The sequence below is a fragment of the Mycobacterium sp. genome, from assembly GCF_036488105.1.
Taxonomy (GTDB): Bacteria; Actinomycetota; Actinomycetes; order Mycobacteriales; family Mycobacteriaceae; genus Mycobacterium.
In genome coordinates this window covers 1-21,933 of record NZ_DASXHW010000556.1, presented here as the reverse complement: position 1 = coordinate 21,933, position 21,933 = coordinate 1, and the positions used below count along the sequence as shown (strand labels likewise).

General features: G+C 67.3%; 25 protein-coding genes and 2 pseudogenes. 14 read left to right on the top strand and 13 right to left on the bottom strand.

Going from position 1 to position 21,933, the window contains the following annotated elements:
* From VGH54_RS29335 to VGH54_RS29310, 6 genes are all read left to right on the top strand, one after another.
* A partial coding sequence (locus VGH54_RS29335; protein ID WP_331515691.1) for a histidine phosphatase family protein occupies positions 1 to 333 on the top strand: 333 nt, incomplete at its 5' end.
* Positions 330 to 929: a TlpA disulfide reductase family protein gene (locus tag VGH54_RS29330; protein WP_331515690.1), complete on the top strand. Its 600-nt coding sequence runs from the start codon at positions 330 to 332 to the stop codon at positions 927 to 929. The genes VGH54_RS29335 and VGH54_RS29330, both read left to right, overlap by 4 nt.
* On the top strand, positions 926 to 1,687 hold the full coding sequence (locus VGH54_RS29325; RefSeq protein WP_331515689.1) for a cytochrome c biogenesis CcdA family protein: 762 nt from the start codon (positions 926 to 928) through the stop codon (positions 1,685 to 1,687). Before VGH54_RS29330 ends, VGH54_RS29325 begins: the two co-directional genes overlap by 4 nt.
* 47 nt (positions 1,688 to 1,734) lie before the next feature.
* Positions 1,735 to 3,279 (top strand): cytochrome c biogenesis protein ResB, encoded by a 1,545-nt coding sequence (locus VGH54_RS29320; RefSeq protein ID WP_331515693.1) that lies wholly within the window; start codon positions 1,735 to 1,737, stop codon positions 3,277 to 3,279.
* Complete coding sequence (gene ccsB / locus VGH54_RS29315) at positions 3,276 to 4,250, top strand: c-type cytochrome biogenesis protein CcsB (protein WP_331515688.1); 975 nt, start codon at positions 3,276 to 3,278, stop codon at positions 4,248 to 4,250. The genes VGH54_RS29320 and ccsB overlap by 4 nt, the downstream gene beginning before the upstream one ends.
* Positions 4,251 to 4,347: 97 nt before the next feature.
* On the top strand, positions 4,348 to 5,625 hold the full coding sequence (locus VGH54_RS29310; RefSeq protein ID WP_331515686.1) for a MinD/ParA family ATP-binding protein: 1,278 nt from the start codon (positions 4,348 to 4,350) through the stop codon (positions 5,623 to 5,625).
* Positions 5,626 to 5,679: 54 nt separating this feature from the next.
* On the opposite strand, the gene VGH54_RS29305 is transcribed toward VGH54_RS29310, so the two are convergent.
* Positions 5,680 to 5,841: a hypothetical protein gene (locus VGH54_RS29305; RefSeq protein WP_331515685.1), complete on the bottom strand. Its 162-nt coding sequence runs from the start codon at positions 5,839 to 5,841 to the stop codon at positions 5,680 to 5,682.
* Positions 5,842 to 5,888: 47 nt separating this feature from the next.
* Here VGH54_RS29305 and VGH54_RS29300 point away from each other — a divergent pair, with 47 nt between their 5' ends.
* The 3 genes from VGH54_RS29300 to VGH54_RS29290 all read left to right on the top strand — a co-directional run bounded on the left by VGH54_RS29300 (position 5,889) and on the right by VGH54_RS29290 (position 7,070).
* Positions 5,889 to 6,200: a DUF4229 domain-containing protein gene (locus VGH54_RS29300; protein WP_331515683.1), complete on the top strand. Its 312-nt coding sequence runs from the start codon at positions 5,889 to 5,891 to the stop codon at positions 6,198 to 6,200.
* An 84-nt stretch (positions 6,201 to 6,284) separates the two neighbouring features.
* Positions 6,285 to 6,503 (top strand): helix-turn-helix domain-containing protein, encoded by a 219-nt coding sequence (locus VGH54_RS29295; RefSeq protein WP_331515692.1) that lies wholly within the window; start codon positions 6,285 to 6,287, stop codon positions 6,501 to 6,503.
* Positions 6,504 to 6,506: 3 nt separating this feature from the next.
* A complete protein-coding gene (locus VGH54_RS29290; protein ID WP_331515682.1) occupies positions 6,507 to 7,070 on the top strand; it encodes a Clp protease N-terminal domain-containing protein in 564 nt (187 codons plus the stop codon).
* Positions 7,071 to 7,201: 131 nt separating this feature from the next.
* On the opposite strand, the gene VGH54_RS29285 is transcribed toward VGH54_RS29290, so the two are convergent.
* On the bottom strand, positions 7,202 to 8,074 hold the full coding sequence (locus VGH54_RS29285) for a 1,4-dihydroxy-2-naphthoate polyprenyltransferase (protein ID WP_331515681.1): 873 nt from the start codon (positions 8,072 to 8,074) through the stop codon (positions 7,202 to 7,204).
* Positions 8,075 to 8,113: 39 nt separating this feature from the next.
* On the opposite strand from VGH54_RS29285, the gene VGH54_RS29280 reads away from it, so the two are divergent.
* Positions 8,114 to 8,890, top strand: coding sequence for an S-methyl-5'-thioadenosine phosphorylase (locus VGH54_RS29280; RefSeq protein WP_331515680.1), 777 nt, complete (start codon positions 8,114 to 8,116; stop codon positions 8,888 to 8,890).
* 4 nt (positions 8,891 to 8,894) lie between these two features.
* Here VGH54_RS29280 and VGH54_RS29275 read toward each other — a convergent pair whose 3' ends face one another.
* From VGH54_RS29275 to VGH54_RS29235, 9 genes and pseudogenes are all read right to left on the bottom strand, one after another.
* A complete protein-coding gene (locus VGH54_RS29275) occupies positions 8,895 to 10,643 on the bottom strand; it encodes an NAD-binding protein (RefSeq protein WP_331515678.1) in 1,749 nt (582 codons plus the stop codon).
* A 110-nt stretch (positions 10,644 to 10,753) separates the two neighbouring features.
* The gene (gene menE / locus VGH54_RS29270; RefSeq protein ID WP_414688837.1) at positions 10,754 to 11,827 is read right to left on the bottom strand and encodes an o-succinylbenzoate--CoA ligase; all 1,074 of its coding nucleotides are present in this window, start codon (positions 11,825 to 11,827) and stop codon (positions 10,754 to 10,756) included.
* A 71-nt stretch (positions 11,828 to 11,898) separates the two neighbouring features.
* A complete protein-coding gene (locus VGH54_RS29265) occupies positions 11,899 to 12,204 on the bottom strand; it encodes a DUF3349 domain-containing protein (protein ID WP_331515676.1) in 306 nt (101 codons plus the stop codon).
* A gap of 60 nt (positions 12,205 to 12,264) precedes the next feature.
* The gene (locus VGH54_RS29260; RefSeq protein WP_331515675.1) at positions 12,265 to 12,558 is read right to left on the bottom strand and encodes a hypothetical protein; all 294 of its coding nucleotides are present in this window, start codon (positions 12,556 to 12,558) and stop codon (positions 12,265 to 12,267) included.
* Complete coding sequence (locus VGH54_RS29255) at positions 12,555 to 13,793, bottom strand: inorganic phosphate transporter (RefSeq protein WP_331515674.1); 1,239 nt, start codon at positions 13,791 to 13,793, stop codon at positions 12,555 to 12,557. Before VGH54_RS29255 ends, VGH54_RS29260 begins: the two co-directional genes overlap by 4 nt.
* Positions 13,794 to 13,897: 104 nt before the next feature.
* A complete protein-coding gene (locus VGH54_RS29250) occupies positions 13,898 to 14,284 on the bottom strand; it encodes a VOC family protein (RefSeq protein WP_331515673.1) in 387 nt (128 codons plus the stop codon).
* 13 nt (positions 14,285 to 14,297) lie between these two features.
* The gene (locus tag VGH54_RS29245; RefSeq protein WP_331515672.1) at positions 14,298 to 15,185 is read right to left on the bottom strand and encodes an SDR family oxidoreductase; all 888 of its coding nucleotides are present in this window, start codon (positions 15,183 to 15,185) and stop codon (positions 14,298 to 14,300) included.
* Positions 15,186 to 15,283: 98 nt separating this feature from the next.
* Positions 15,284 to 16,186 (bottom strand): 1,4-dihydroxy-2-naphthoyl-CoA synthase, encoded by a 903-nt coding sequence (locus VGH54_RS29240; RefSeq protein WP_331515671.1) that lies wholly within the window; start codon positions 16,184 to 16,186, stop codon positions 15,284 to 15,286.
* A 2-nt stretch (positions 16,187 to 16,188) separates the two neighbouring features.
* Positions 16,189 to 16,287 (bottom strand): annotated as a pseudogene (locus VGH54_RS29235) (deazaflavin-dependent nitroreductase); the annotation flags it as partial.
* 33 nt (positions 16,288 to 16,320) lie between these two features.
* Here VGH54_RS29235 and VGH54_RS29230 point away from each other — a divergent pair.
* Positions 16,321 to 17,025: a VIT1/CCC1 transporter family protein gene (locus VGH54_RS29230; protein ID WP_414688836.1), complete on the top strand. Its 705-nt coding sequence runs from the start codon at positions 16,321 to 16,323 to the stop codon at positions 17,023 to 17,025.
* Between the two features lie 3 nt (positions 17,026 to 17,028).
* Here VGH54_RS29230 and VGH54_RS29225 read toward each other — a convergent pair whose 3' ends face one another.
* Entirely contained in the window at positions 17,029 to 17,961 is a 933-nt protein-coding gene (locus VGH54_RS29225; RefSeq protein ID WP_331515669.1) for an aldo/keto reductase, read from the bottom strand.
* Between the two features lie 86 nt (positions 17,962 to 18,047).
* Here VGH54_RS29225 and VGH54_RS29220 point away from each other — a divergent pair, with 86 nt between their 5' ends.
* Together VGH54_RS29220 and VGH54_RS29215 are read left to right on the top strand one after the other, a co-directional pair.
* Positions 18,048 to 18,608, top strand: coding sequence for a TetR/AcrR family transcriptional regulator (locus VGH54_RS29220; protein WP_331515668.1), 561 nt, complete (start codon positions 18,048 to 18,050; stop codon positions 18,606 to 18,608).
* Positions 18,609 to 18,631: 23 nt separating this feature from the next.
* Complete coding sequence (locus tag VGH54_RS29215; RefSeq protein ID WP_331515667.1) at positions 18,632 to 19,045, top strand: PPOX class F420-dependent oxidoreductase; 414 nt, start codon at positions 18,632 to 18,634, stop codon at positions 19,043 to 19,045.
* Between the two features lie 75 nt (positions 19,046 to 19,120).
* On the opposite strand, the gene fadD8 is transcribed toward VGH54_RS29215, so the two are convergent.
* Positions 19,121 to 20,722: a fatty-acid--CoA ligase FadD8 gene (gene fadD8 / locus VGH54_RS29210; protein WP_331515666.1), complete on the bottom strand. Its 1,602-nt coding sequence runs from the start codon at positions 20,720 to 20,722 to the stop codon at positions 19,121 to 19,123.
* Positions 20,723 to 20,799: 77 nt separating this feature from the next.
* On the opposite strand from fadD8, the pseudogene VGH54_RS29205 reads away from it, so the two are divergent.
* Positions 20,800 to 21,933 (top strand): annotated as a pseudogene (locus tag VGH54_RS29205) (amidohydrolase); the annotation flags it as partial.

Below are 21,933 nucleotides of genomic sequence, written 5' to 3'. Positions count from 1 at the left end.
AAGCGAGTAGGTCCGGGCGACGGCGCCTGGCGGGACCCGCGGTTCTGGTGGCAGCTGCGCAACCCGTTCACCCCGTCGTGGGGTGAGCCGTACAAGCAGATCGCGGCCCGCATGACGACCGCGATAGACAAGGCCCGCGCGCGGGCGGCCGGCCACGAAGCCGTGTGCGTCAGCCATCAGCTCCCGGTGTGGACGGGGCGGTTGTCGCTGACCGGCAAGCGGCTCTGGCACGACCCGCGTCGCCGGGATTGCGCGGTCGGTTCGGTGACGTCGCTGGTGTACGACGGCGACCGGCTGATCGACGTGCTGTACAGCGAGCCGGCACTCAGTTGACCAGGCGGCGGCTGGCGTTCGTCGCCGTAGCAGTAGCCGGCCTGCTGGTCGGCTGCTCGCACGGTGACGACGCGGTCGCGCAAGGCGGCACCTTCGAATTCGTCTCTCCCGGAGGCAAAACCGACATCTTCTACGACCCGCCCGGCCACCGCGGCAGACCGGGACCGGTGTCCGGCCCGGAGTTGATGGATCCGGCCCGCACGGTGTCGGTCCACGATTTCACCGGCAAGGTCGTCGTCATCAACGTCTGGGGTCAGTGGTGCGGGCCGTGCCGGGCCGAGGCTTCCGCGCTGCAGCAGGTGTACGACGTCACCCGCGCCAACGGGGTGGCGATGCTGGGTATCGACGTACGCGACAACAACCGTCAGGCGGCCCAGGACTTCGTCAAAGACCGCAAGGTGACGTTCCCATCGATCTACGACCCGGCGATGCGGACGATGATCGCGTTCGGCGGCAAGTACCCCACTTCGGTGATTCCGTCCACGCTGGTGCTCGACCGCGGCCACCGGGTGGCTGCGGTGTTCCTGCGCGAGCTGCTCGCCGAGGACCTCCAGCCGGTGGTGCAGCGGATCGCCGCAGAATCGGGGCCGCAATGAGTTTCACCGAAACCGCCGCCGCCGGACCGCTTGTACTCGCGCTGGCGGTGTCCCTGCTGGCCGGGCTGGTGTCGTTCGCATCGCCGTGCGTGGTACCGCTGGTGCCCGGCTACTTGTCGTATCTGGCCGCCGTCGTCGGCGTCGACGAATCGGACAATGCTCCGCCGAATGCGCGGTGGCGAGTCACCGGGTCGGCAGCGTTGTTCGTCGCCGGGTTCACCGTGGTGTTCCTGCTCGGCACGGTCGCTGTGCTGGGCATGACGACCACGCTGATCACCAATCAGCTTGTGCTGCAACGGGTCGGCGGCGTGCTGACCATCCTGATGGGCCTGGTGTTCGTGGGATATGTGCCCGCGCTGCAACGCCAGTTCCGGTTCGCGCCGCGGCAGCTGTCGACCCTGGCCGGGGCGCCGCTGCTTGGCGCGGTGTTCGCGTTGGGTTGGACGCCGTGTCTGGGCCCGACGCTGGCCGGGGTCATCACGGTCGCATCCGCGACCGACGGCGCCAGCGTGGCGCGGGGCATCGTGCTGGTGATCGCGTACTGCCTCGGGTTGGGAATCCCGTTCGTGCTGTTGGCTTTTGGGTCGGCGTCGGCCGTCGCCGGCCTCGACTGGCTGCGACGCCACTCGCACGCGCTGCAGATCTTCGGCGGTGTGCTGCTGATCGCGGTGGGCGTCGCGCTGGTCAGCGGCGGGTGGAACGACTTCGTGTCCTGGCTGCGCGACGCGGTCGTATCGGATGTGAGGTTGCCGATTTGAGCCGGCTATTCGCGTGGGCCCGCAACACCTGGCGCGCGCTGACGTCGATGGGCACCGCGCTGGTCCTGCTGTTCCTGCTGGCGCTGGGCGCGATGCCCGGCGCGCTGCTGCCGCAGCGCAGCCTCAACGCCGGCAAGGTAGCCGACTACCTGGCCGCCCACCCGAAGCTCGGGCCGTGGCTGGATAAACTGCAGGCGTTCAACGTTTTTGGCAGCTTCTGGTTCACCGCGATCTACACGCTGCTGTTCGTGTCGCTGCTGGGCTGCCTGACGCCGCGGATGATCGAGCACGCCCGCAGCATGCGGGCAACGCCGGTGCCGGCACCGCGCAACCTGACCCGACTGCCCAAGCACGCCGCGGCCACCGTAGCCGGTGAACCCGACGATGTGGCGACGACGATGGCGGGGCACCTGCGTGGCTGGCGCACCGTCGTCCGACGCGACGAGGGAATCGAAATCTCCGCGGAGAAAGGCTATCTGCGCGAATTCGGCAACCTGATCTTCCATTTCTCGCTGCTGGGTCTGCTCGTCGCGGTGGCCGCCGGCAAACTGTTCGGCTACGAGGGCAACGTCGTCGTCATCGCCGACGGCGGTCCCGGGTTCTGCTCGGCATCACCTGCGGCGTTCGACTCTTTCCGGGCCGGCAACACCGTCGACGGCACGTCGCTGCACCCGATCTGCTTGCGTGTCAACGACTTCAAGGCAAAGTATCTGCCGTCCGGGCAGGCGACGTCGTTCGCCGCGGATATCGACTACCAGTCCGGTCGCGATCTCACCGGCGGCAGTTGGCGGCCTTACCGGCTGGAGGTCAACCACCCGCTGCGAGTCAGCGGCGACCGGGTCTACCTGCAGGGCCACGGTTACGCGCCGACGTTCACCGTGGTCTTCCCGGACGGGCAGATCCGCAGCTCGACGGTCCAGTGGCGGCCCGACAATGCGCGCACGCTGCTGTCGTCGGGGGTGGCCCGCATCGACCCGCCCGCCGGGACGTACCCGGACGCCGTCGAACGTCGCAAACACCAGATCGCCATCCAGGGTCTGCTCGCACCGACCGAACAACTCGAGGGCACTCTGCTGTCGTCGAGCTTTCCCGCGCTGAATGCCCCGGCGGTCGCCGTCGACATCTATTCCGGTGACACCGGCCTGGACACCGGCCGGCCGCAGTCGCTGTACTCCCTGGATCCGCGCCTCATCGATCAGCACCGGCTCAACCGGGTCAAGCGGGTCAACCTGCGCGTCGGCGACCAGGTGCGGATCGACCAGGGCCCGGCGACGGGCACCGTCGTACGTTTCGACGGCGCCGTGCCGTTCGTCAACCTGCAGGTCTCGCACGACCCGGGCCAGATCTGGGTGCTGGTGTCCGCGATCGCGATGATGGCCGGGCTGGTGGTGTCGCTGCTGGTGCGCCGGCGGCGGATCTGGGTTCGGCTCCTGCCAGGAACGCCCGGTACGGTGAACGTCCAGGTAGGCGGTTTGGCGCGCACCGACAACGCCGGCTGGGGCGACGAATTCGAGCGCATCGTCGAGCGTCTTCAGCAGGGATTGACGACGTCGGCTGCCGAGCCGGTCGGTACCGGGAGGAGCCTGGAATGAACACCTCGCACATTCACCTCGGTCTGGCGCGCAACTCCGATTGGGCGTTCACGTCCGCGGTGGTGATCATGGTGGTCGCGTTGCTGCTGCTGGCCTTCGAGCTCGCCTACACGCGCAGCCGCGAAGCCGAGCGCGAGCTGGTGAGCGCTGGGTCGGTGGCTGCCGACAGCGTGACCCCCGGCGTCGTCACCGGCGCCCCGCGCCGGCCGTTCGACGAGCGGATCGGGCGGGCCGGGCTGATCCTGGTCTACGCCGGAATCGGGTTCTTGTTCGGTTGCATCGTCCTGCGCGGTCTGGCCACCCAGCGGGTGCCGTGGGGCAATATGTACGAGTTCATCAACCTGACCTGCTTCTGCGGGCTGGTCGCCGGCGCGATCGTGCTGCGCCGTCCGCAATACCGTCCGCTGTGGGTCTTCCTGCTGCTGCCGGTGCTCATATTGCTGACGGTGTCCGGACGTTGGCTCTACACCAACGCCGCGCCGGTGATGCCCGCGCTGCAGTCCTACTGGCTGCCCATCCACGTGTCGGTGGTCAGCCTGGGTTCGGGTGTGTTCATGGTCGCCGGGGTGGCCAGCATCCTGTTCCTGTTGCGGACCTCCCGGCTGGGTGAGCCGGACAACCCGGGTGGATTTGCCCAGCTGGTACAGCGGCTGCCCGACGCGCAGACGCTGGATCGGATCGCCTACCGGACCACGATCTTCGGGTTCCCGGTCTTCGGCTTCGGGGTGATCTTTGGCGCCATCTGGGCCGAGCAGGCCTGGGGCCGCTACTGGGGCTGGGACCCCAAGGAGACGGTGGCGTTCATCGCCTGGGTGGTCTACGCCGCTTACCTGCACGCCCGCTCGACGGCGGGCTGGCGGGACAGGAAAGCCGCCTGGATCAACGTGGTCGGCTTTGTGGCCATGGTGTTCAACCTGTTCTTCGTCAACCTGGTGACCGTCGGCCTGCACTCCTACGCCGGAGTGGGATAAGCCCAGGTCAGAAGGCCGCCGTCGGCGCTGCGTTATCTTCGATTAGGAGACCGTTCGCCGACCAGCGACCGGAGTATTGCAACGAGGGGATTTTCACGTGTCTGACCATCCGTCAAACGACGCGAACGCCGGCGGCCGCGAAGAGCATCCGACGACCGCACTGCCGCCACAGCCGCCCGACGCCGAACCGGCCACCCGGGTGTTCGCGGGGTTCCGCACCGAACGCCGATTCAGCGACAACGCGACGCAGAACGCACCGCTGCCGCCGACCCGCGGTGAACCGCGGGCATGGGCAGAGACGCCGTACCAAGGAATTCCGCGGGTCGTCGAATCCGGGGAAGCGCCCCGGCGGGTCTACGGCAACTACGGGGGACCGCCGCCTTCGGTATCGGGGGACATTGGATATCCGCAACCGAACTTGCCGCCGTCGCGCTACCCGGAGTTGTCCACCAGCACGCTGCTGCGCCAGGTCAAACCGCCGCCAACGGAGGGCTGGCGGCGGTGGCTGTTTCGCCTGTCAGGTCAGTTGATCAACGTCGGCGAAAGCCCGCGGACGATGCGGTACAACGACCTGACCGTGCAGGTGAACAGGCCGCTGCGGGGTTGCTACCGCATCGCGATGCTCTCGCTGAAGGGCGGCGTCGGCAAAACCACCATCACTGCGACGCTGGGCGCGACCTTCGCGTCGATCCGCGGCGACCGGGTGGTGGCCGTCGATGCCAACCCCGATCGCGGCACGCTGAGCCAGAAGGTGCCGCTGGAGACGCCGGCGACCGTTCGGCACCTGCTGCGCGACGCGGAGGGCATTGACCGCTACAGCGACGTCCGCGGCTACACCTCGCAGGGACCCAGCAGGCTGGAGGTGCTTGCGTCTGAAAGCGATCCGGCAATGTCGGAGGCCTTCAGCGCTGACGATTACGCGCAGACGCTGCAGATCCTCGAGCGGTTCTACGGTCTCGTGCTGACCGACTGTGGCACTGGGCTTTTGCATTCCGCGATGACGTCGGTGCTGGACAAGGCCGACGCCCTGGTCGTGGTCAGCTCGGGTTCGATCGACGGTGCGCGCAGCGCCTCAGCCACGTTGGACTGGCTCGACGCGCACGGCCACGAAGATCTGGTCAGCAATTCGATTGCGGTGATCAACGCGGTGCGGCCACGATCGGGCAAGGTCGACATGCAAAAAGTGGTCGATCATTTCTCGCGGCGTTGCCGCGCAGTGCGTTTGGTGCCGTTCGACCCACATCTCGAAGAAGGCGCCGAGATCGACCTGAACCGGCTGAAGCGGGAGACCCGGGAAGCCCTGATCGAGCTGGCAGCTATTGTCGCAGAGGGGTTTCCGAGCGATCAGCGCCGATCCAACGAGCACTTCATCTAGCCCTGCGCCGATTCGGGCCGAAACGGCCCGGGGAGAAGCAGGGCCATCAATGCGCTAACGCGGGTTGTTGTCACCATGGGTCAACCGCCACAGGAAGTCCGGATCGTCGTCGGGCCCGATGACGCGGCTCTTCGGGCGGTTGACCTGTGAACGGGCCACGCGCCAGCCAACGTAGACCACTGTTCCGAGAATCAGGACCAGGAGTAGGTACAGCACTCAACACCTCCTTGGTCTGAATATACGCGGCGACCTAGGCTCGCACTGTGTCAAACGGACAGAGCTCCGCTGGCCGCGCAGTCGTCAGCGTTTTGCTGTACGTGGCGGCCCGACTGGTGTTGGTGATCGCACTCACAGCAGTGATCTATGGGACCGGTCGAGGCCTTGGCGTGCAGGAATTTCCGCTCGTCGTCGCTCTGCTGTTCGCGCTCGTCATCGCGATGCCGCTGGGGATGTGGCTGTTCGCGCCGTTGCGACGCCGGGCCACCGCGGGCATCGATGCCGCCACCGAACGCCGTCGCCACGACCGTGCGCAACTGCGGGCCCGACTGCGTGGTGAGACCCCGCCCGACGGCTGACGTCGACGCGGCCGACTGAAACGGGCGCGTCAACTTTCCTTGACACATCTTAAACGTCAAGTTAGCTTGACAAGCGTGAGCGAAATGACCGACCTTCCCCTGGGTCTCGCCATGGACGCCGCGGGTAGTTCCGACCCTGCCGTCGGGCTTCGCGCGGTCCGTGCCCTGCAGCGGCTTCAGGAGCGGCTGGAGGCAATCCACGTTGCCAACGCACGCGAGCAGGGCTGGAGCTGGCAGGCGATCGCCAACACGCTCGGCGTGAGTAGGCAGGCGGTGCACCAGAAATACAACCGGAGGAGATGACCGATGTTCGAGCGATTTACCCGAAACGCCCGGGTGGCAGTCATGCTGGCCCAGGAAGAGGCCCGCGAACTATGTGACCGCGAAACGGGTTCGCAGCACTTGCTTCTCGGAATCCTGCAGGCTGCAGGCGAGGAGCTCTCGGCGGTGTTGACCGGCTACGGGTTGACCGCCGAGTTTGTCCGGACCCGACTGGCCGAAACCTCGACCGGTGACCAGTCTTTCGACGAGGACGCGGACGCGCTGAGCACAATCGGAATTGATCTGCGGGCCGTTCGCGACAGCGTGGCCCGAACTTTCGGCGCCGACGCTTTCGACAACGCCGTGTCCCGGTCAGGCCGACGTCGCCGCCCCCGGGGGCACATTTCGTTCAGTCACGGGGCCAAAAAGGTCTTGGAACTGGCGCTTCGAGAAGCGTTGGCGCACAAGGACAACGAAATCCGATGCGAGCACCTCCTGCTGGGTATCCTGCGAGGTGGCGACAATGCGGCCATTGGCTTGATCGCCGAGCACGTCTACGCCGCGCAATTGCGCGCGGCGGTCGTCAACCTGTTGGAAAAGGCCGCGTAGCCGCGGATCCTCGTCGAGTGTGCAATGACGGTCTCGAGTGTGCGCTGAGGGCGCGCCTCGCCCCTGAACCCAAGCCGCCGGCTCCCGCCCTGAGTGCACACTCGAAGCCTGGAGCCACAGTCGAAAGCACGTCAGGCCGTCAGCGTCAACGCGGCTGCCACCGCGATCGACCAGACCAGCATGGTCAGGCCGGTATCGCGCAACACCGGGATCAGCTCGGGCCCGGTCCGCCCGGCGCGCACCGGAGCCGCGGCTCGCAGCGCCAGCGGTGTGGCCACCAATCCGGCCGCGCACCAGGGCGTGGCGGCTGTCAGCGCCAGCGTGAGAACGGCGGCGACGGCCAGCAACGCCTGGTACAGAATGCGCGTCCTTGTGTCGCCCAGCCGCACCGCCAACGTGATCTTGCCGGACGCCCCGTCGGTCGGGATATCTCGCAGGTTGTTGGCTACCAACACCGCCGACGACAACGCACCCGTCGTCACCGCCAACGCCAGACCCACCCAGTCGACTCGCAGTGCCTGCGTGTACTGGGTGCCGAGCACCGCGACCAGACCGAAGAACAGGAACACGGCGATTTCGCCAGTGCCGGCGTAGCCGTACGGTTTCGAGCCGCCGGTGTACAGCCATGCCCCGGCGATGCACAACGCGCCGACCGCGATCAGCCACGGCGCACTGGTCAGCGCGAGCGCCAGTCCGGCCATCGCGCCGACAGTCAGGCTGGCCAGCGCCACCGTCAGGACTGCCCGAGGCGTCGCCAGTCGCGAACCGACCAGCCGCACCGGACCCGCCCGGTTGTCGTCGGTGCCGCGGATGCCGTCGGAGTAGTCGTTCGCGAAGTTCACCCCGACGATCAGCGCCAGCGCGACGGCCAGCGCAAGCAGCGCCTTCCACCAGACCGCGGCGTGCAGCCAGGCGGCGGCGCCGGTACCGGCGATCACCGGTGCGATGGCGTTGGGAAGTGTTCGCGGTCGCGCACCGGCGATCCACTGCGCAAGACTGGCCACCCCCCAATCGTTCCATGCGCGTGCACAAGAATGATCACCGTGCTTGGAGTGATTGGCGGCAGCGGCTTCTACACCTTCTTCGACTCTGCCGCGCGCAGCGTCAACCTGGACACGCCCTACGGCGAACCCAGCGCGCCGGTCACGGTCGGCTCGATCGGGGAGCATGAGGTGGCGTTTCTGCCCCGGCACGGGGCCGACCATCGGTTCCCGGCGCACAAGGTGCCCTACCGGGCCAACATGTGGGCGCTCCGCGCGCTAGGGGTCCGGCAGATCTTCGCCCCGTGCGCGGTCGGCAGCCTGACGACCGATCACGGCCCGGGCGCCATCGTGGTGCCCGATCAACTGGTGGACCGGACTCGTCGTCGCGCCGACACCTACTACGACTCCGGCGCGGCGCACGTGTCCTTCGCCGATCCGTACTGCCCGACGTTGCGTTCGGCGGCCACCGGCCTGCCCGAGGTGGTCGACGGCGGCACCATGGTCGTCATCGAGGGGCCGCGATTTTCTACCCGCGCGGAAAGTCAATGGTTCGCCGCCGCGGGCTTCACCCTGATCAACATGACCGGCTATCCGGAGGCGGTGTTGGCCCGCGAGCTCGAAATCTGCTATGCGGCAATTGCTTTGGTGACCGACCTGGATGCCGGTATCGATGTCGGCGGCGGGGTGAAAGTCGACCAGGTGATCAGCGAGTTCGCGAAGAACATCGAGCCGTTCAAAAATCTCGTGCGCGACGCGATCGGCCGGGTGGACGCCGAACATGCCTGTACCGAGTGCCTAGCGCACACCGGCGTGCCGCTTCCGTTCGACGACGCGTGACCGCTCAGCCGGTCTTCGCTTCGCGCTGGCGCTCCTCGTCGGGGGCCGGGCGGGGCGGCCGACCTTTGCGCAGGGTGTCGATCAATTCCCGATACGGCCCGACCAGGTAGACGGTGTCGTCGGCGTGCAACCTCGCGTCACGGCGGGGGTGCAGCTTGACCAGGCCGTTGGACGTCGTGATGGCGATGACGCGGGCCTGACTGGACATTTCGAACATCCGCAGCCCGTCGAGCTCGCTGCCGGCGGCCACCTGCATCCCGCCGACCACGAATGAGTTCTGGCCCACCGAGAACGTGCCCAGCACCTGCAGGCCGATCGCCGCACCGATGAACCACGGTGCGGCCAGCTCGACGGTGGAGCGCACGTTCTCGAATCCGAACCGCTGCGCCACCGCGAAGCCCAACGTGCGGTCGTAGACCCGTAGCACCAGTGGGATGTCGGTCCAGTGCTCTCTGGTCGCAGTCTTGCGGCCCAGCATTTCGCTCAGCACGATGCCGGTTTCGATATTGATGATGTCGTCGCGGGTCAGCACCGCCACCGCTCGGGCGCGATCCACCCGCGCGGCCTGCAGAGTCTGGCGCAAGGTGGCATCGCCGAAGATGACCGGTACGTCGAGATCGCGCACCGCTGACAGGAAGCGGTTGTCCTCGTTGCGCTCGATCACCGCGACGTCGTGGCCCGCCGCGGTCAGGTCGCTGACCACTCGCATGCCGAGTCCGCTGAGCCCGACGACCACGATGTGGTTGCGCAGATGCCCTACCCGAGGGCGTGCCGAAGCGAAAACAAAACGGCGCGACAGCAATACGTCGGCGATGAACGAGACCAACAACGCGGTCGTGGTCACGCCGCTGAACATCAGCAGCGTGGAGAACGTGCGCAGCCAGGTGGGCTGGTTCACAAAGCTGAAGTCGCCGTAGCCGGTCGTGGTCATCGTTTCGACCGTGAAGTAGAACGCGTCGACCCAGCCCATCCTGGGCGGGGGACGATACCCGAATCGCAAGGTAATCGTGGCGCCGATCAGCAGGACCAACGTCGCGGCGACGACCGGATAAAACGTCGGGTTCACGTCGTTGACCAGGCCGCGGACGGTGTCGACCGCACGCCGCAACAGCGGGCGCCGCGGGCGCGCCCGGGTCGAGCGGGGGACCCTGATGCCCTGGGCGGCAAGCTCGTCGGCGGTGCCGATCATCATCGTCCAGTCACCGGCGTGCACCCGCTGATCGCGACCGGGACATATGTCCAGCTCACCAGGGTCGGGTGAGTCTTCGCCGTGGATGATCGCCACGGGCGGCAGGTCGCCGTAGAGTTCACGCAACGTCGCCTCGCGCGACGCCGTTTTGCCCGCGACGACGAAGTTCATTCCGGCGGCATCGAAATCGTGGGTGGTCTGGGACAGGCAGGCTTCCACCACCGCCGGCGCGGCCAGGTCGGCGACGTCGAGGATCGCCCCGGGGCCGTTGTCGTGGTTGACCGCTTCGCGCAGAACATCGTTGGCAACCCGCGACACCACGCGCAGATTGGGGTTGGCTTTCCTTGCCAGCAAAGCGATTTCGAGATTTACCGCATCGTCGTCACCCGCGCAGACCACCGCGAGCGCGTGCGAGACGTCGGCGAGGGTGAGCTCGCGGGTGACGCCCGCCTCGGATGTCTCCCCGGTCGCCATCCGGACAACCGTCGCGCCCGCGTGTTTCAGCTCGTCGGCGATTGTGGTGGCCAGCGCATCGTCACCGCTGACAATGATGTGGCGATGCATCTTCTCGTCCGTTACTCAAAGCCCGGTCGCCATCGAACACTCGATGACTTCGGGCCGGTTCATCTGGGCATTATGACATCCGGTGTGAGCAGCTAGGCGCACAAGTGTCGCTAGGACAAGCGGTTTCCGGCCAGCCGGACCAGCGCCGACCGGTCCACCTTGCCGATGCCGCGCATCGGCAGCGCGTCGACGACGTGCATCTCGCGAGGCGCGGCGGTGTGGTCCAGAGTGCGCATCACGTGGGTACGCAGCGCGTCGAGTGAGGGTGCAGCGCAACCATCGGCAACTACGACCGCGGCAGTCACCCGCTGGCCGAGGCGTTCGTCGGCCACTCCGAACACCGCGCAGTCGGCGACTGCGGGATGGGTCCGCAACGCCGCCTCGACCGGCTGCGGCAGCACCGTCAACCCGCCGGTGCTGATCGCGTCGTCGGCTCGGCCGAGCACGCTGAGCACACCCGAATCGTCAACGACGCCAATGTCGTCGGTGCGGAACCAGCCCGGCTCGGCGAACGGGTCGGGGTCGGGTGGATTGCGATAACCCTTGGCCAGCGTCGGGCCGCCGAGCACGATCCGGCCGTCAGGGTCGACCCGCACCTTGACGCCGTCGAGCGGGACGCCGTCGTAGACGCAGCCGCCGGCGGTCTCGCTCATGCCGTAGGTGCGCACCACGTTGACGCCGGCGCTTGCCGCGGCGTCGAGGACCTGTCGCGGGGCCGGGCCGCCGCCGATCAGCACGGCGTCGAGGCCGGCCAGCGCGGCGGCGGCGGCCGGGTCGTCCAGCGCCTTGGCCAGCTGCGTGGCAACCAGCGCGGTGTAGCGCCGCCCGGAGCCGAGTTCGTCTACGGCAGAAGGCAATTGGCTGATATCGAAGCCGGTCGAGACGCCCAGCTCGACCGGGACGGTGCCGGCCAGCAGGCTGCGCACCAGCACCTGGATGCCGGCGATGTGATACGACGGCAACGCCAGCAGCCATCGGCCGGGCCCACCCAGCCGGTCGTGGGTGACCTCGGCGCTGGCGGTCAGGGCCGAGGCGGTCAGCAGCGCGCCTTTCGGGGTACCGGTGGTGCCTGACGTCGTCACGACCAGGGCGACGTCGTCGTCGATATCCTCGCCCACTCGCAGCGCCGCCATTGCGGAATCATCGGCACCGACCGGCACCAGCGCGGATGCGCGGCCATTCAGGACGTCGTCGAGCTCGGCAAGCAGTGGGCTCGCCGAGGAGCCCTGCGCCACGGCGAATGCGCGCAGGACGGCTATCCGGCCGACTCCTCGCCGTCGCGGGCGTTGTCGAGCGGCCAGCCCTTGGCGGCCAGCCGCTCCCGCACCCGCTCGATATCCTCCGGCGAGGGCAGTTCGTCGGTCATCTGGGTGATCAGCACACCGATGTCGACGTGGTCGAAGTCGCCGCGCTGCATCAGTTCGCCGGCCACCAACTTGACGTCGTCGTTGCTCAGCCGGCGAGACAACAAGGCGAGCACCGGGAAGTAATCGGTCGGCGGAATGCCTTCCGGGTATCCCGCGCGCAGCCACGCGACCACCGAACTCAGGAATCGGTTCACAATGAGTCCACTTCCCCCGCCGGACGCTCGGTAAGCCTCAAAACAGAATAAATTCTGACTTTACGCGGGCTTGGCTCCGAGGATGTAAAGACCGGTGTGCGCCCCAATGAACTCGCGGGCGATGTACAGCACGCCGACGACAACCGCTGCCAGCGTCAATGCGTACAACGCGTAGCTGATGGCGGTCAGCGCCGGATTCTTGTGGGCCACGGCTGCGCCGTCGGAACCTTGGACACCGGCACCGCCGGAGCCCACCCGTACCGCGAGCGCAAACAACGCGGGCAGCCCGCTACCGAGGAGCAGGCCGAAGATCAGAATCTTCAACGAAGCCTGGTAGTTGAACCAGTGGCTCATGGCGTGCCCGCTTTCTTAGCCTGGGGGGTGTGGGGCGCAGCACCGGAAACGTCTCCGTTGCCGATGGGCGCGCCGGCGACGCCCAGATGGCCCTCTTCGTCAAGTCCGGCGGTCAGGTCGCCCTTCCACTCGGCGTTGACGTTGCTGCTGTCCACCTTCGTCTTGCGCGACCGCAGGTAGATGACCGAGGACACCGCCACCAGCAGGGCGAAGCCGACGATCGAGCCGGCGAAACCACCGATCCCATGGACCACCCAATAAGTGACGGCACCCACCAGGCCGGCCGCGGGCAGCGTGATCAGCCATGCGGTCGCCATCCGGCCGGCGACTCCCCAGCGCACCTCGCCGCCGGGTTTGCCGACGCCGCTACCGAGTACGGATCCGGTCACCACCTGAGTGGTGGACAACGCGTACCCGAACTGAGCCGACAGCAGAATGATGACTGCCGAAGACGACTCAGCGGCCATGCCTTGCGGCGACTTGATCTCGACGAGGCCCTTACCCATGGTGCGGATGATCCGCCAGCCGCCGGTGTAAGTGCCCAGTGCCATCGCGCACGCGCAGGCGAAGATCACCCAGAACGGCGGCAGGGCTTGGGTCCGGCTGACCGCGCCGTACGAGATCAGCGCCAGGAAGATCACGCCCATCGTCTTCTGCGCGTCGTTGGTGCCGTGGGCCAGCGACACGAGGGAGGCCGAGAAGACCTGACCGCGGCGGAACGCAGTTTCGCTGCGCTCCTCCGGGACACCCCGATTGATCCGGTACACCAGCCAGGTGCCCACCGCTCCGACGAGGCCGGCCAACACCACCGACACCAGGGCCGGAATCAGCACGCGGGACACCACGCCGGTCCAGATCACCCCGTGCGCGCCGGCCGCGGCGATCATGGCGCCGACGATGCCACCGACCAGGGCGTGCGACGAGCTCGACGGGATACCCAGCAGCCAGGTCAGCAGGTTCCAGACGATCCCACCGACCAGGCCGGCGAACACCAGCTGCAGCGTCACCAGGTGACCGTTCACCAGGTCCTTGGCGATCGTCCCAGCGACGGCAGTGGACAGGAACGCTCCGAAGAGGTTCAACACCGCCGAGAGCGTCACCGCCTGCTTCGGCTTGAGTGCGCCGCTGGCGATGGAAGTAGCCATGGCATTTGCGGTGTCGTGGAAGCCGTTCGTGAAATCGAATGCGAGGGCGGTGATCACGACGATGATCAACAGGAACAACTGAAGGTTCACGGGCCTAATTCTGGGGTAGCGAGGTGCCGTTGTCGAAAGAACGGATGCGGTATTCCAAGGTATATCGCTGCTCGTCGTCAGAAGTTCGCCTGTGGTTCACCTCTTTAACCGCGGGTGTCGCGCCGCAATGGGTGCTCCGGTGGAATCTGGACGAAGATCAGCAGCACGCCGTCCGGATCGACCACATGCATTTCGTGCAGACCCCACGGTTCCTGGCGGGCCTCGCGGGCGATCGTGACGCCTCTACTTTCCAGCTCGGCCTGCGTCGCGACCACATCGCGCACCTGAAGCCACAGCGCGCCGGTGAACGGCCCGGCCGAGTCTTCCGGTGCGCCGTGGTCGGCCAACTCGATCAGCGACTGGCCGGCGTAGAACACCGTGCCCGCGCCGTAGTCGCGGAATATCGCCAAACCGATCTGGTCGCGGTAGAAGCTCAGCGACCGCTGGTAATCCACCGGCCGAAACAGCATCCGGCTGGCGAGAATCTCCATGCCGTCGTGTCTATCACGCCGGCCTGTTCGGTTGGAGTCGCTGCCGCCTGATCATTGTGGTCGCCAGCCCCGGAACGACGGTGTCAATCGCCTGCGCGGCCAGCGCCATCCGCGGCGCGATGCGGACCGGGCGGGTGCGCGCCGCGGTGATCATCCAGCCCGCGGCCTCCTCGGAGGTCAGCGCCGGCAACCCCTGATACTCCTTTGTCGGCGCGATCATCGGGGTGGCCACCAGCGGGTAGTACAGCGTGGTCGAGTGCACACCCTTTGTCGCCCATTCGGTTTCGATCACGCGGCTGACCGCCGACAGCGCGGCCTTCGATGCGTTGTAGACGGCGAACAACGGCGACGGCTCGCTGAACACGCCCCAGGTCGCGACGTTGATGATGTGCCCGTCGCCGCGCTGCAGCATCCCGGGCGCGATGCCGCGGATCAGCCGCAGTGGGGAGTAGTAGTTGAGCACCATGGTCCGGTCGACGTCGTGCCAGCGCTCCAACGACTCGGCCAGCGGCCGGCGGATGGACCGCCCGGCGTTGTTGATCAGAATGTCCACCCCGCCGAACCGCTGCTCGACGTCGGCGACCACCGCGTCGACGGCATCCAGATCGGACAGGTCGCAGGAAATCGCTGTCGCGTTGCCGCCGCTTTCGGTAATGCGGCCGACCAGGTCGTCGAGCAGATCCTGGCGGCGGGCCACCGCGACCACGGTGGCGCCGTGGCGGGCGAATTGTTCGGCGGCGGATTCGCCGATGCCGGACGAGGCCCCGGTGAGCAGGACGCGCTTGCCGGCGAGGTCGATCTTGGTGGCCCCCGGCCGGGGCAGCAGACGCGGGGTCAGCGGCGGGCGCATGGTGGCCAGCGTGATCTGCTCGGCTAGTCGCTGCAGTGGATTCTTACTCACAAGTCGGGAGTCTAGGTGGCGCCGCTCGGCTCGACCGTGACGCTGGCGTCACGCTGGCGCTCCGCCGTGACGCCAGCGTCACGCTCGGCCCCCCGTTGCTAGAAGTAGCGGGGGAACGCGCTCCAATCCGGCGGCCGTTTCTCCAGGAACGCGTCACGGCCTTCCACGGCCTCGTCGGTCATGTACGCCAGCCGGGTGGCCTCACCGGCGAACAGCTGCTGGCCCACCAGCCCGTCGTCGAGCAGGTTGAACGCGTACTTCAGCATCCGTTGCGCCTGAGGCGATTTCGCGTTGATTTCGGCAGCCCACTGGATGGCCTCCGACTCCAGCTCGGCGTGGTCGACGACGGCGTTGACCGCGCCCATGTGGTGCATCTGCTCGGCTGTGTAGGGCCGGCCGAGGAAGAAGACCTCGCGGGCGAACTTCTGGCCGACCTGTCGAGCCAGGTACGCGCTGCCGTAGCCGCCGTCGAAGCTGCCGACGTCGGCGTCGGTCTGCTTGAACCGGGCGTGCTCGCGGCTGGCCATGGTCAGGTCGCAGACCACGTGCAGGCTGTGCCCACCGCCCGCGGCCCAGCCGTTGACCAGGCAGATCACCACCTTGGGCATGAAGCGGATCAGCCGCTGCACTTCGAGGATGTGCAGCCGGCCGGCACGGGCGGCGTCGACGGTGTCCGCGGTCTCGCCCGCGGCGTACTGGTAGCCGCTGCGGCCGCGGATGCGCTGATCGCCGCCGGAGCAGAACGCCCAACCGCCGTCCTTCGGCGACGGCCCGTTGCCGGTCAGCAGCACCACGCCGACGTCGGGCGACATCCGGGCGTGGTCGAGCACGCGGTAGAGCTCGTCGACGGTGTGCGGGCGAAACGCGTTGCGCACCTCGGGCCGGTTGAACGCCACCCGCACGGTCGGGTCTGCGACGTGGCGGTGATAGGTGATATCGGTCAGGTCACCGAATCCGTCGACCGGCTTCCATTCATCAGCGTGAAAAGGATTGTCGCTCAAGGCTATTGAATTCCATCCAGTAGAAAGACCGCGCAGCGGCCGGCCAATGCTTCGAATTCGTCCCGGCGGCCTTCGGTTACCAGGCCGGCACGCTTCATGAAACGGTACTCGCTGACGTTGTTAGTCTTTTGCCCGTGTCCCATCCGCATGAGCCTCATCTGGGTTCGGTCTCGGCACGCCTGAATTGGCTACGCGCGGGGGTCCTGGGCGCCAACGACGGGATCGTCTCGACGGCGGGCATCGTCGTCGGTGTCGCCGCGGCGACGGTGGCGCGCGGCCCGATCATGACCGCCGGAATCGCCGGGTTGGCCGCCGGCGCGGTGTCGATGGCACTCGGTGAATATGTGTCGGTCAGCGCGCAGCGCGACACCGAACAGGCTCTGCTGCAGCAGGAATGGCGCGAGCTTCGGGCCGACCCCAGCGCAGAGCTGGACGAACTCGCGGCATTGCTCGAGGGCAAGGGGATGTCGGCGGCGACCGCGCGCACTGCCGCCGAGGAACTCACCGACCACGATCCGATGATCGCGCACGCCGAGATCGAGCTTGGCTTCGATCCCGCGGAGCTGACCAACCCGTGGCACGCCGCACTGTCGTCGGCGTGCGCGTTCAGCGTGGGCGCGTTGTTGCCACTGATCGCCATCCTGGTCGCACCGATCGCACTGCGGATTCCGATCACCGTAACGGCGGTGCTGTTAGCTTTGGTGATCACCGGCGCGGTCTCGGCCAGACTTGGTGGGGCGTCGAAATACCGTGCGGCACTGCGCAATTTCGTCGGCGGGGGACTGGCTCTGGCGATCACCTACGTGATCGGCCATCTCGTCGGCGCCGCGATCGGCTGACCACTAATCCTGTTCGAGGAACCCCTCGATGCCATCGGGCATTGCGCTGGATCCGGGCGCGGTGACGGCGTCCAGCCGCGCGATCGCCTCGGCGTCCAGAGTCAGGTCGCCGGCGCCGAGGTTCTCCTCGAGGTGTGCGATCGACCGCGTTCCCGGAATCAGCAACGTCGTCGGCGCATGCGCCAGCAGCCAGGCCAAACCGACTTGAGCCGGCGTAGCGCCGACCTCGCCGGCGATGTCGATCACCGCGGCGTTGTCGGACGCCTTGGGGAAACCGGGAAATGCCGAGCCGAGCGGGAAATACGGCACCCAGGCGATGTTCTCGGCGGCGCAGACGTCGAGCATGTCCTCCTGTGAGCGGTCCATCAGGCTGTAGGAGTTCTGCACGCACGCGATGCCGGCAGGCAGCGCGCGTTGCAGGATCGCCAGCGGCACACTGCTGACGCCAATCCCGCCGATCTTGCCTTCGTCGCGCAGCGCGATCATCTCGGCCAGCTGATCGTCGAGGTCGACGACCTGGTCACCTTCGACGGCCACGCCCGGCCCCAGATCCATGCGCCGCAGGTTCACCACCGGTATCCGGTCGACGCCCAGTTGGCTGAGGTCGTCTTCGACGGCGGCGCGCAACTCGGCGGGCCGTTGCGCCGGAGCCAGGGGTATCGGGTCGTCGCCGGTGAATCGCGCACCCACCTTGCTGACGATGACGAGGTCGTCGGGGTAGGGCGCCAGCGCTTTGCGGATCCGGCGGTTCACCTCGCCGGGGCCGTAGAACGATGCGGTGTCGATGTGGTCGACGCCGAGTTGGACCGCGCGGCGCAGTACGCCGACCGCGTCGTCGAGCGAGGGCTCGAACAGTTGCATGGCGCCGTAGCCGACGCGGGCGACCGGGTAGGTGCCGATGCGGCCGGCGCCGCCGGGATGTGGCTTGTCAGTCATGGTGCTCCTCTAGTCGTGAGACACTGGTAGAAATTCGGAGGACCCTCCGTTTGTTCGACTGTAGCAGAAACGGAGGATCCTCCGCTTTGGTCGAGAGTGTTCGGTCCGACGCGCGCCGCAATCGGGAGAAGCTACTCGAAGTGGCGACCGCCGCATTCGCCGCCGCCGACGGGCGGCCGGTGTCGCTGGAGTCAATCGCCCGCGACGCCGGCGTCGGCATCGGCACGCTGTATCGCCATTTCCCCAATCGGGAGGCGCTGGTCGAGGCGATTTACCGGACTGAGCTCGCCGAAGTGGCCGTTGCCGCCGAGCAGCTGCTCAAGCGGCATCCGCCGAAGACCGCGCTGCGCCGGTGGATGGACCGCTATGCGAGCTTCGTCGCCGCCAAGCGCGGGATGGCCGAATCGCTGCAGGCGATATTCGAGTCCGGCGCCATGGAGCCCACTCAGACGCGCGACAGCATCCTCGGCGCGGTCGGCATGCTGCTGCGGGCCGGCGCCGACGATGGCAGTCTGCGTTCCGATGTGCAGGCCGAAGACGTGCTGTCCAGCCTGATCGGACTGATGCTGGCCAGCGGTTCACCCGAGCAGACCGGCCGGCTGCTCGACCTGTTGGTCGCCGGCGTCGCCACGTCGGGAATCAATTGACATGTTCGGGGGTAGTACACCGCATGAAACTCAACGATGCTGCGCGTGAACTGATCGGCGACGGCGCCGACGCCACCTTGGTCACGCTGAATCCCGACGGCAGCCCACAGGTATCGCTTGTCTGGGTGGCCCTGCGGTCCACGCCCGACGGCGACGAGCTGGTGACCGGACATCTCGCCGAGCACAAGAAGGTCCGCAACATCCGCCGCGACCCTCGCGTCGCGGTGACGATCGCGCATCCCGGGGACGTGGGCAAAAGCCTGCGGCCGTATCTGGCGATCGACGGGACCGCGCGGATCGAAGAGGGCGGCGCGCCGGAGCTGCTCGAAACTCTGTCGGAGGCACTGCTGGACCCCAGCGTGTTCCCGCCGAAGGATGCGCCGCCCGGATTCGTGACCCACGTCCGGATCGACAAAGTTGGCGGAGTCGGGCTCTAGCTATATCGCCGAGCGTGACGTTGCAGTCACGCTCGACCGCGAGCGTGACGGCACTGTCGCGCTCGACCCGAAAACTCAGCCGACGGCGCGGCCCGCGCCTTCCCAAAAGCGCGCCCGCACGGCCTTCTTGTCCGGCTTGCCCAGCCCAGTCAACGGCAGCGCGTCGACGACCACGACCCGCTTGGGTGACTGCACCGATCCCTTGCGGTCCTTGACCGCGGACTGGACCTCGGCGGTCATCGCCTCGACCGCCGCGTCATCGCGGGCGGCGTCTTCGCGCAAGACCACCACGGCGGTGACGGCTTCGCCCCACTTGTCGTCCGGCGTGCCGACGACACACACCTGCGCCACCGACGGGTGCTCGGCGATGACGTCCTCCACCTCGCGGGGGAAGACGTTGAATCCGCCGGTGACGATCATGTCCTTGACCCGGTCGACGATGAAGTAGAAGCCGTCTTCGTCTTCGCGGGCCATGTCGCCGGTGTGCAGCCAGCCGTCCTTGAACGTCTCGGCCGTCGCTTCCGGCAGATGCCAGTAGCCGCCGGCCAAAAGTGGCCCACTGACACAGATTTCGCCCGGCTCACCCTGCGGCACCGGCTTGCCGTCCTCGCCGAGCAGCGCCACCCGCGCGAACAGCGTCGGGCGTCCGCATGATGTCAGCCGTTTCTCGTCGTGGTCAGCCTTGGCCAGATAGGTGATCGCCATCGGCGCCTCGGATTGGCCGTAGTACTGGGCGAAGATCGGGCCGAACCGCTGGATGGCCTCGGCCAGCCGGACCGGGTTCATGGCCGAGGCGCCGTAGTAGACGGTCTCCAGTGACGACAGGTCGCGGGTGTGCGAATCCGGGTGGTCCATCAGCGCATACAGCATCGAGGGCACCAGCATCGTGGCCGTAATGCGCTGCTCTTCAATGACTTTCAACACCTCGGCTGGGTCGAACTTGCCCAGCACCACCATCTCGCCGCCCTTGACCACCGTGGGCGTGAAGAACGCCGCACCGGCATGCGACAGCGGCGTGCACATCAGGAACCGCGGGTGCTCCGGCCATTCCCACTCCGCGAGCTGGATCTGCGTCATCGTGGCGATGTTGCCGGTGGTGCCGATCACGCCCTTGGGCTTGCCGGTCGTGCCGCCGGTGTAGGTCAGCCCGCCGATGTGGTCAGGCGGCAAGTCCGCCACGACTATTGGCTGCGGGGAGTACTTGGCCGCCTCGGCGGACAGGTCGACCGCGACATCTTTCAGCTCCTCGGGCACCGGCCCGATGGTCAGGATCTTCTTCAGCGAGTCGACCTTGTCCAGCAGGCCCAGGGCTCGCTCGACGAACATCGGGTTCGGGTCGATGATCAGCGCCGTGGCACCGGCATCGGAGAGCACGTAGGCGTGGTCGTCCAGCGAACCCAGTGGGTGCAGGGCGGTGCGCCGGTATCCCTGGGTCTGGCTGGCGCCGAGGATCATCAGCACCTCGGGGCGGTTGAGCGACAGCATGCCGACCGTGACGCCGCTGCCGGCGCCGAGCGCCTCGAAAGCCTGGATGTACTGGCTGACACGTTCGGCAAGCTGACCACCGGTCAGCGTGGTGTTGCCGAGGAACAGCACCGGCCTGTCCTTGTGGCGCTTGAGCGCGCCTACGAACAAGTGGCCGTTATGGGTCGGGTTGCGCAGCAGCTCGTCACTCATGTGGCCAGACTAGAACGTGTTGCAATTTGTGTCTGCTACCCCCTCCGCCGCCTCGGCCATCACTAGGCTTGGTGCCCATGGCCGCCGCAGACCTCGTCATCACCGGAACCGTCTTAACCGTCGACGACACCAGGCCCACCGCCGAGGCGCTTGCGGTGGCCGACGGCCGGATCGTCGCGGTGGGTGACCGGTCCGAGGTGGCCGATTTCATCGGCCCGAACACCCACACCGTCGATATCGGTGACGGCTGTGTCATGCCGGGATTGATTGAGGCACATGGCCATCCGCTGATGGAGGCGATCGCGCTGTCCGACCGGCTGGTGGACATCCGGCCGGTCACGATGCGCGACGCCGACGAGGTGGTCGCCGCGGTTCGCCGCGAGGTGGCACGCCGCGGGCCCGACGGTGCCTACCTCAACGGCTGGGATCCGCTGCTGCAGAACGGGTTGCCGGAGCCGACGCTGAGCTGGCTGGATGAGATCGCGCCGGACGGTCCGCTGGTGATCATTCACAACTCCGGACACAAGGCCTTCTTCAACTCGTGCGCCGCCCAGCGCGCCAGCCTCAACCGCGACACCGCTGACCCCAAGGGCGCCAAGTTCGGCCGCGACGCACACGGCGAGCTAGACGGCACCGCCGAAGAAACCAGCGCGGTGTTCCCGCTCCTCAAAGGCGCTATTGCGCCCAGCGACTACCCGGCGATGTTGCTTGCCGAGTGCGCCCGGCTTAACCGGGCCGGGCTGACCACCTGCTCGGAGATGGCGTTCGATCCAGCGCTTCGCCCACTGGTCGATGGCCTGCGCGGCCAACTCACCGTCCGGCTGCGGACCTACGAGATGTCGAATCCGCAGATGTCGACCACCGCCACACCCGGCGACGGCGACGACGTGGTGCGCCAGGTCGGCATCAAGATCTGGGTGGACGGCTCGCCGTGGATCGGCAACATCGCCCTGTCCTTCCCGTATCTGGACACCGCCGCCACCCGCACCATCGGCGTCACGCCCGGTTCCTGCGGCCACGCCAACTACACCGCCGAACAGCTGACCGAGATCGTCGGGGCCTACTTTCCGCTGGGCTGGCCGATGGCCTGCCACGTGCAGGGCGACGCCTGAGTGGACACCATCCTCGACGTCTACGAAGAAGCCCTCCGCCGGCATCCCCGCGACGACCACCGGTTACGCCTCGAGCACGTCGGCGCGATCCGCAACGAG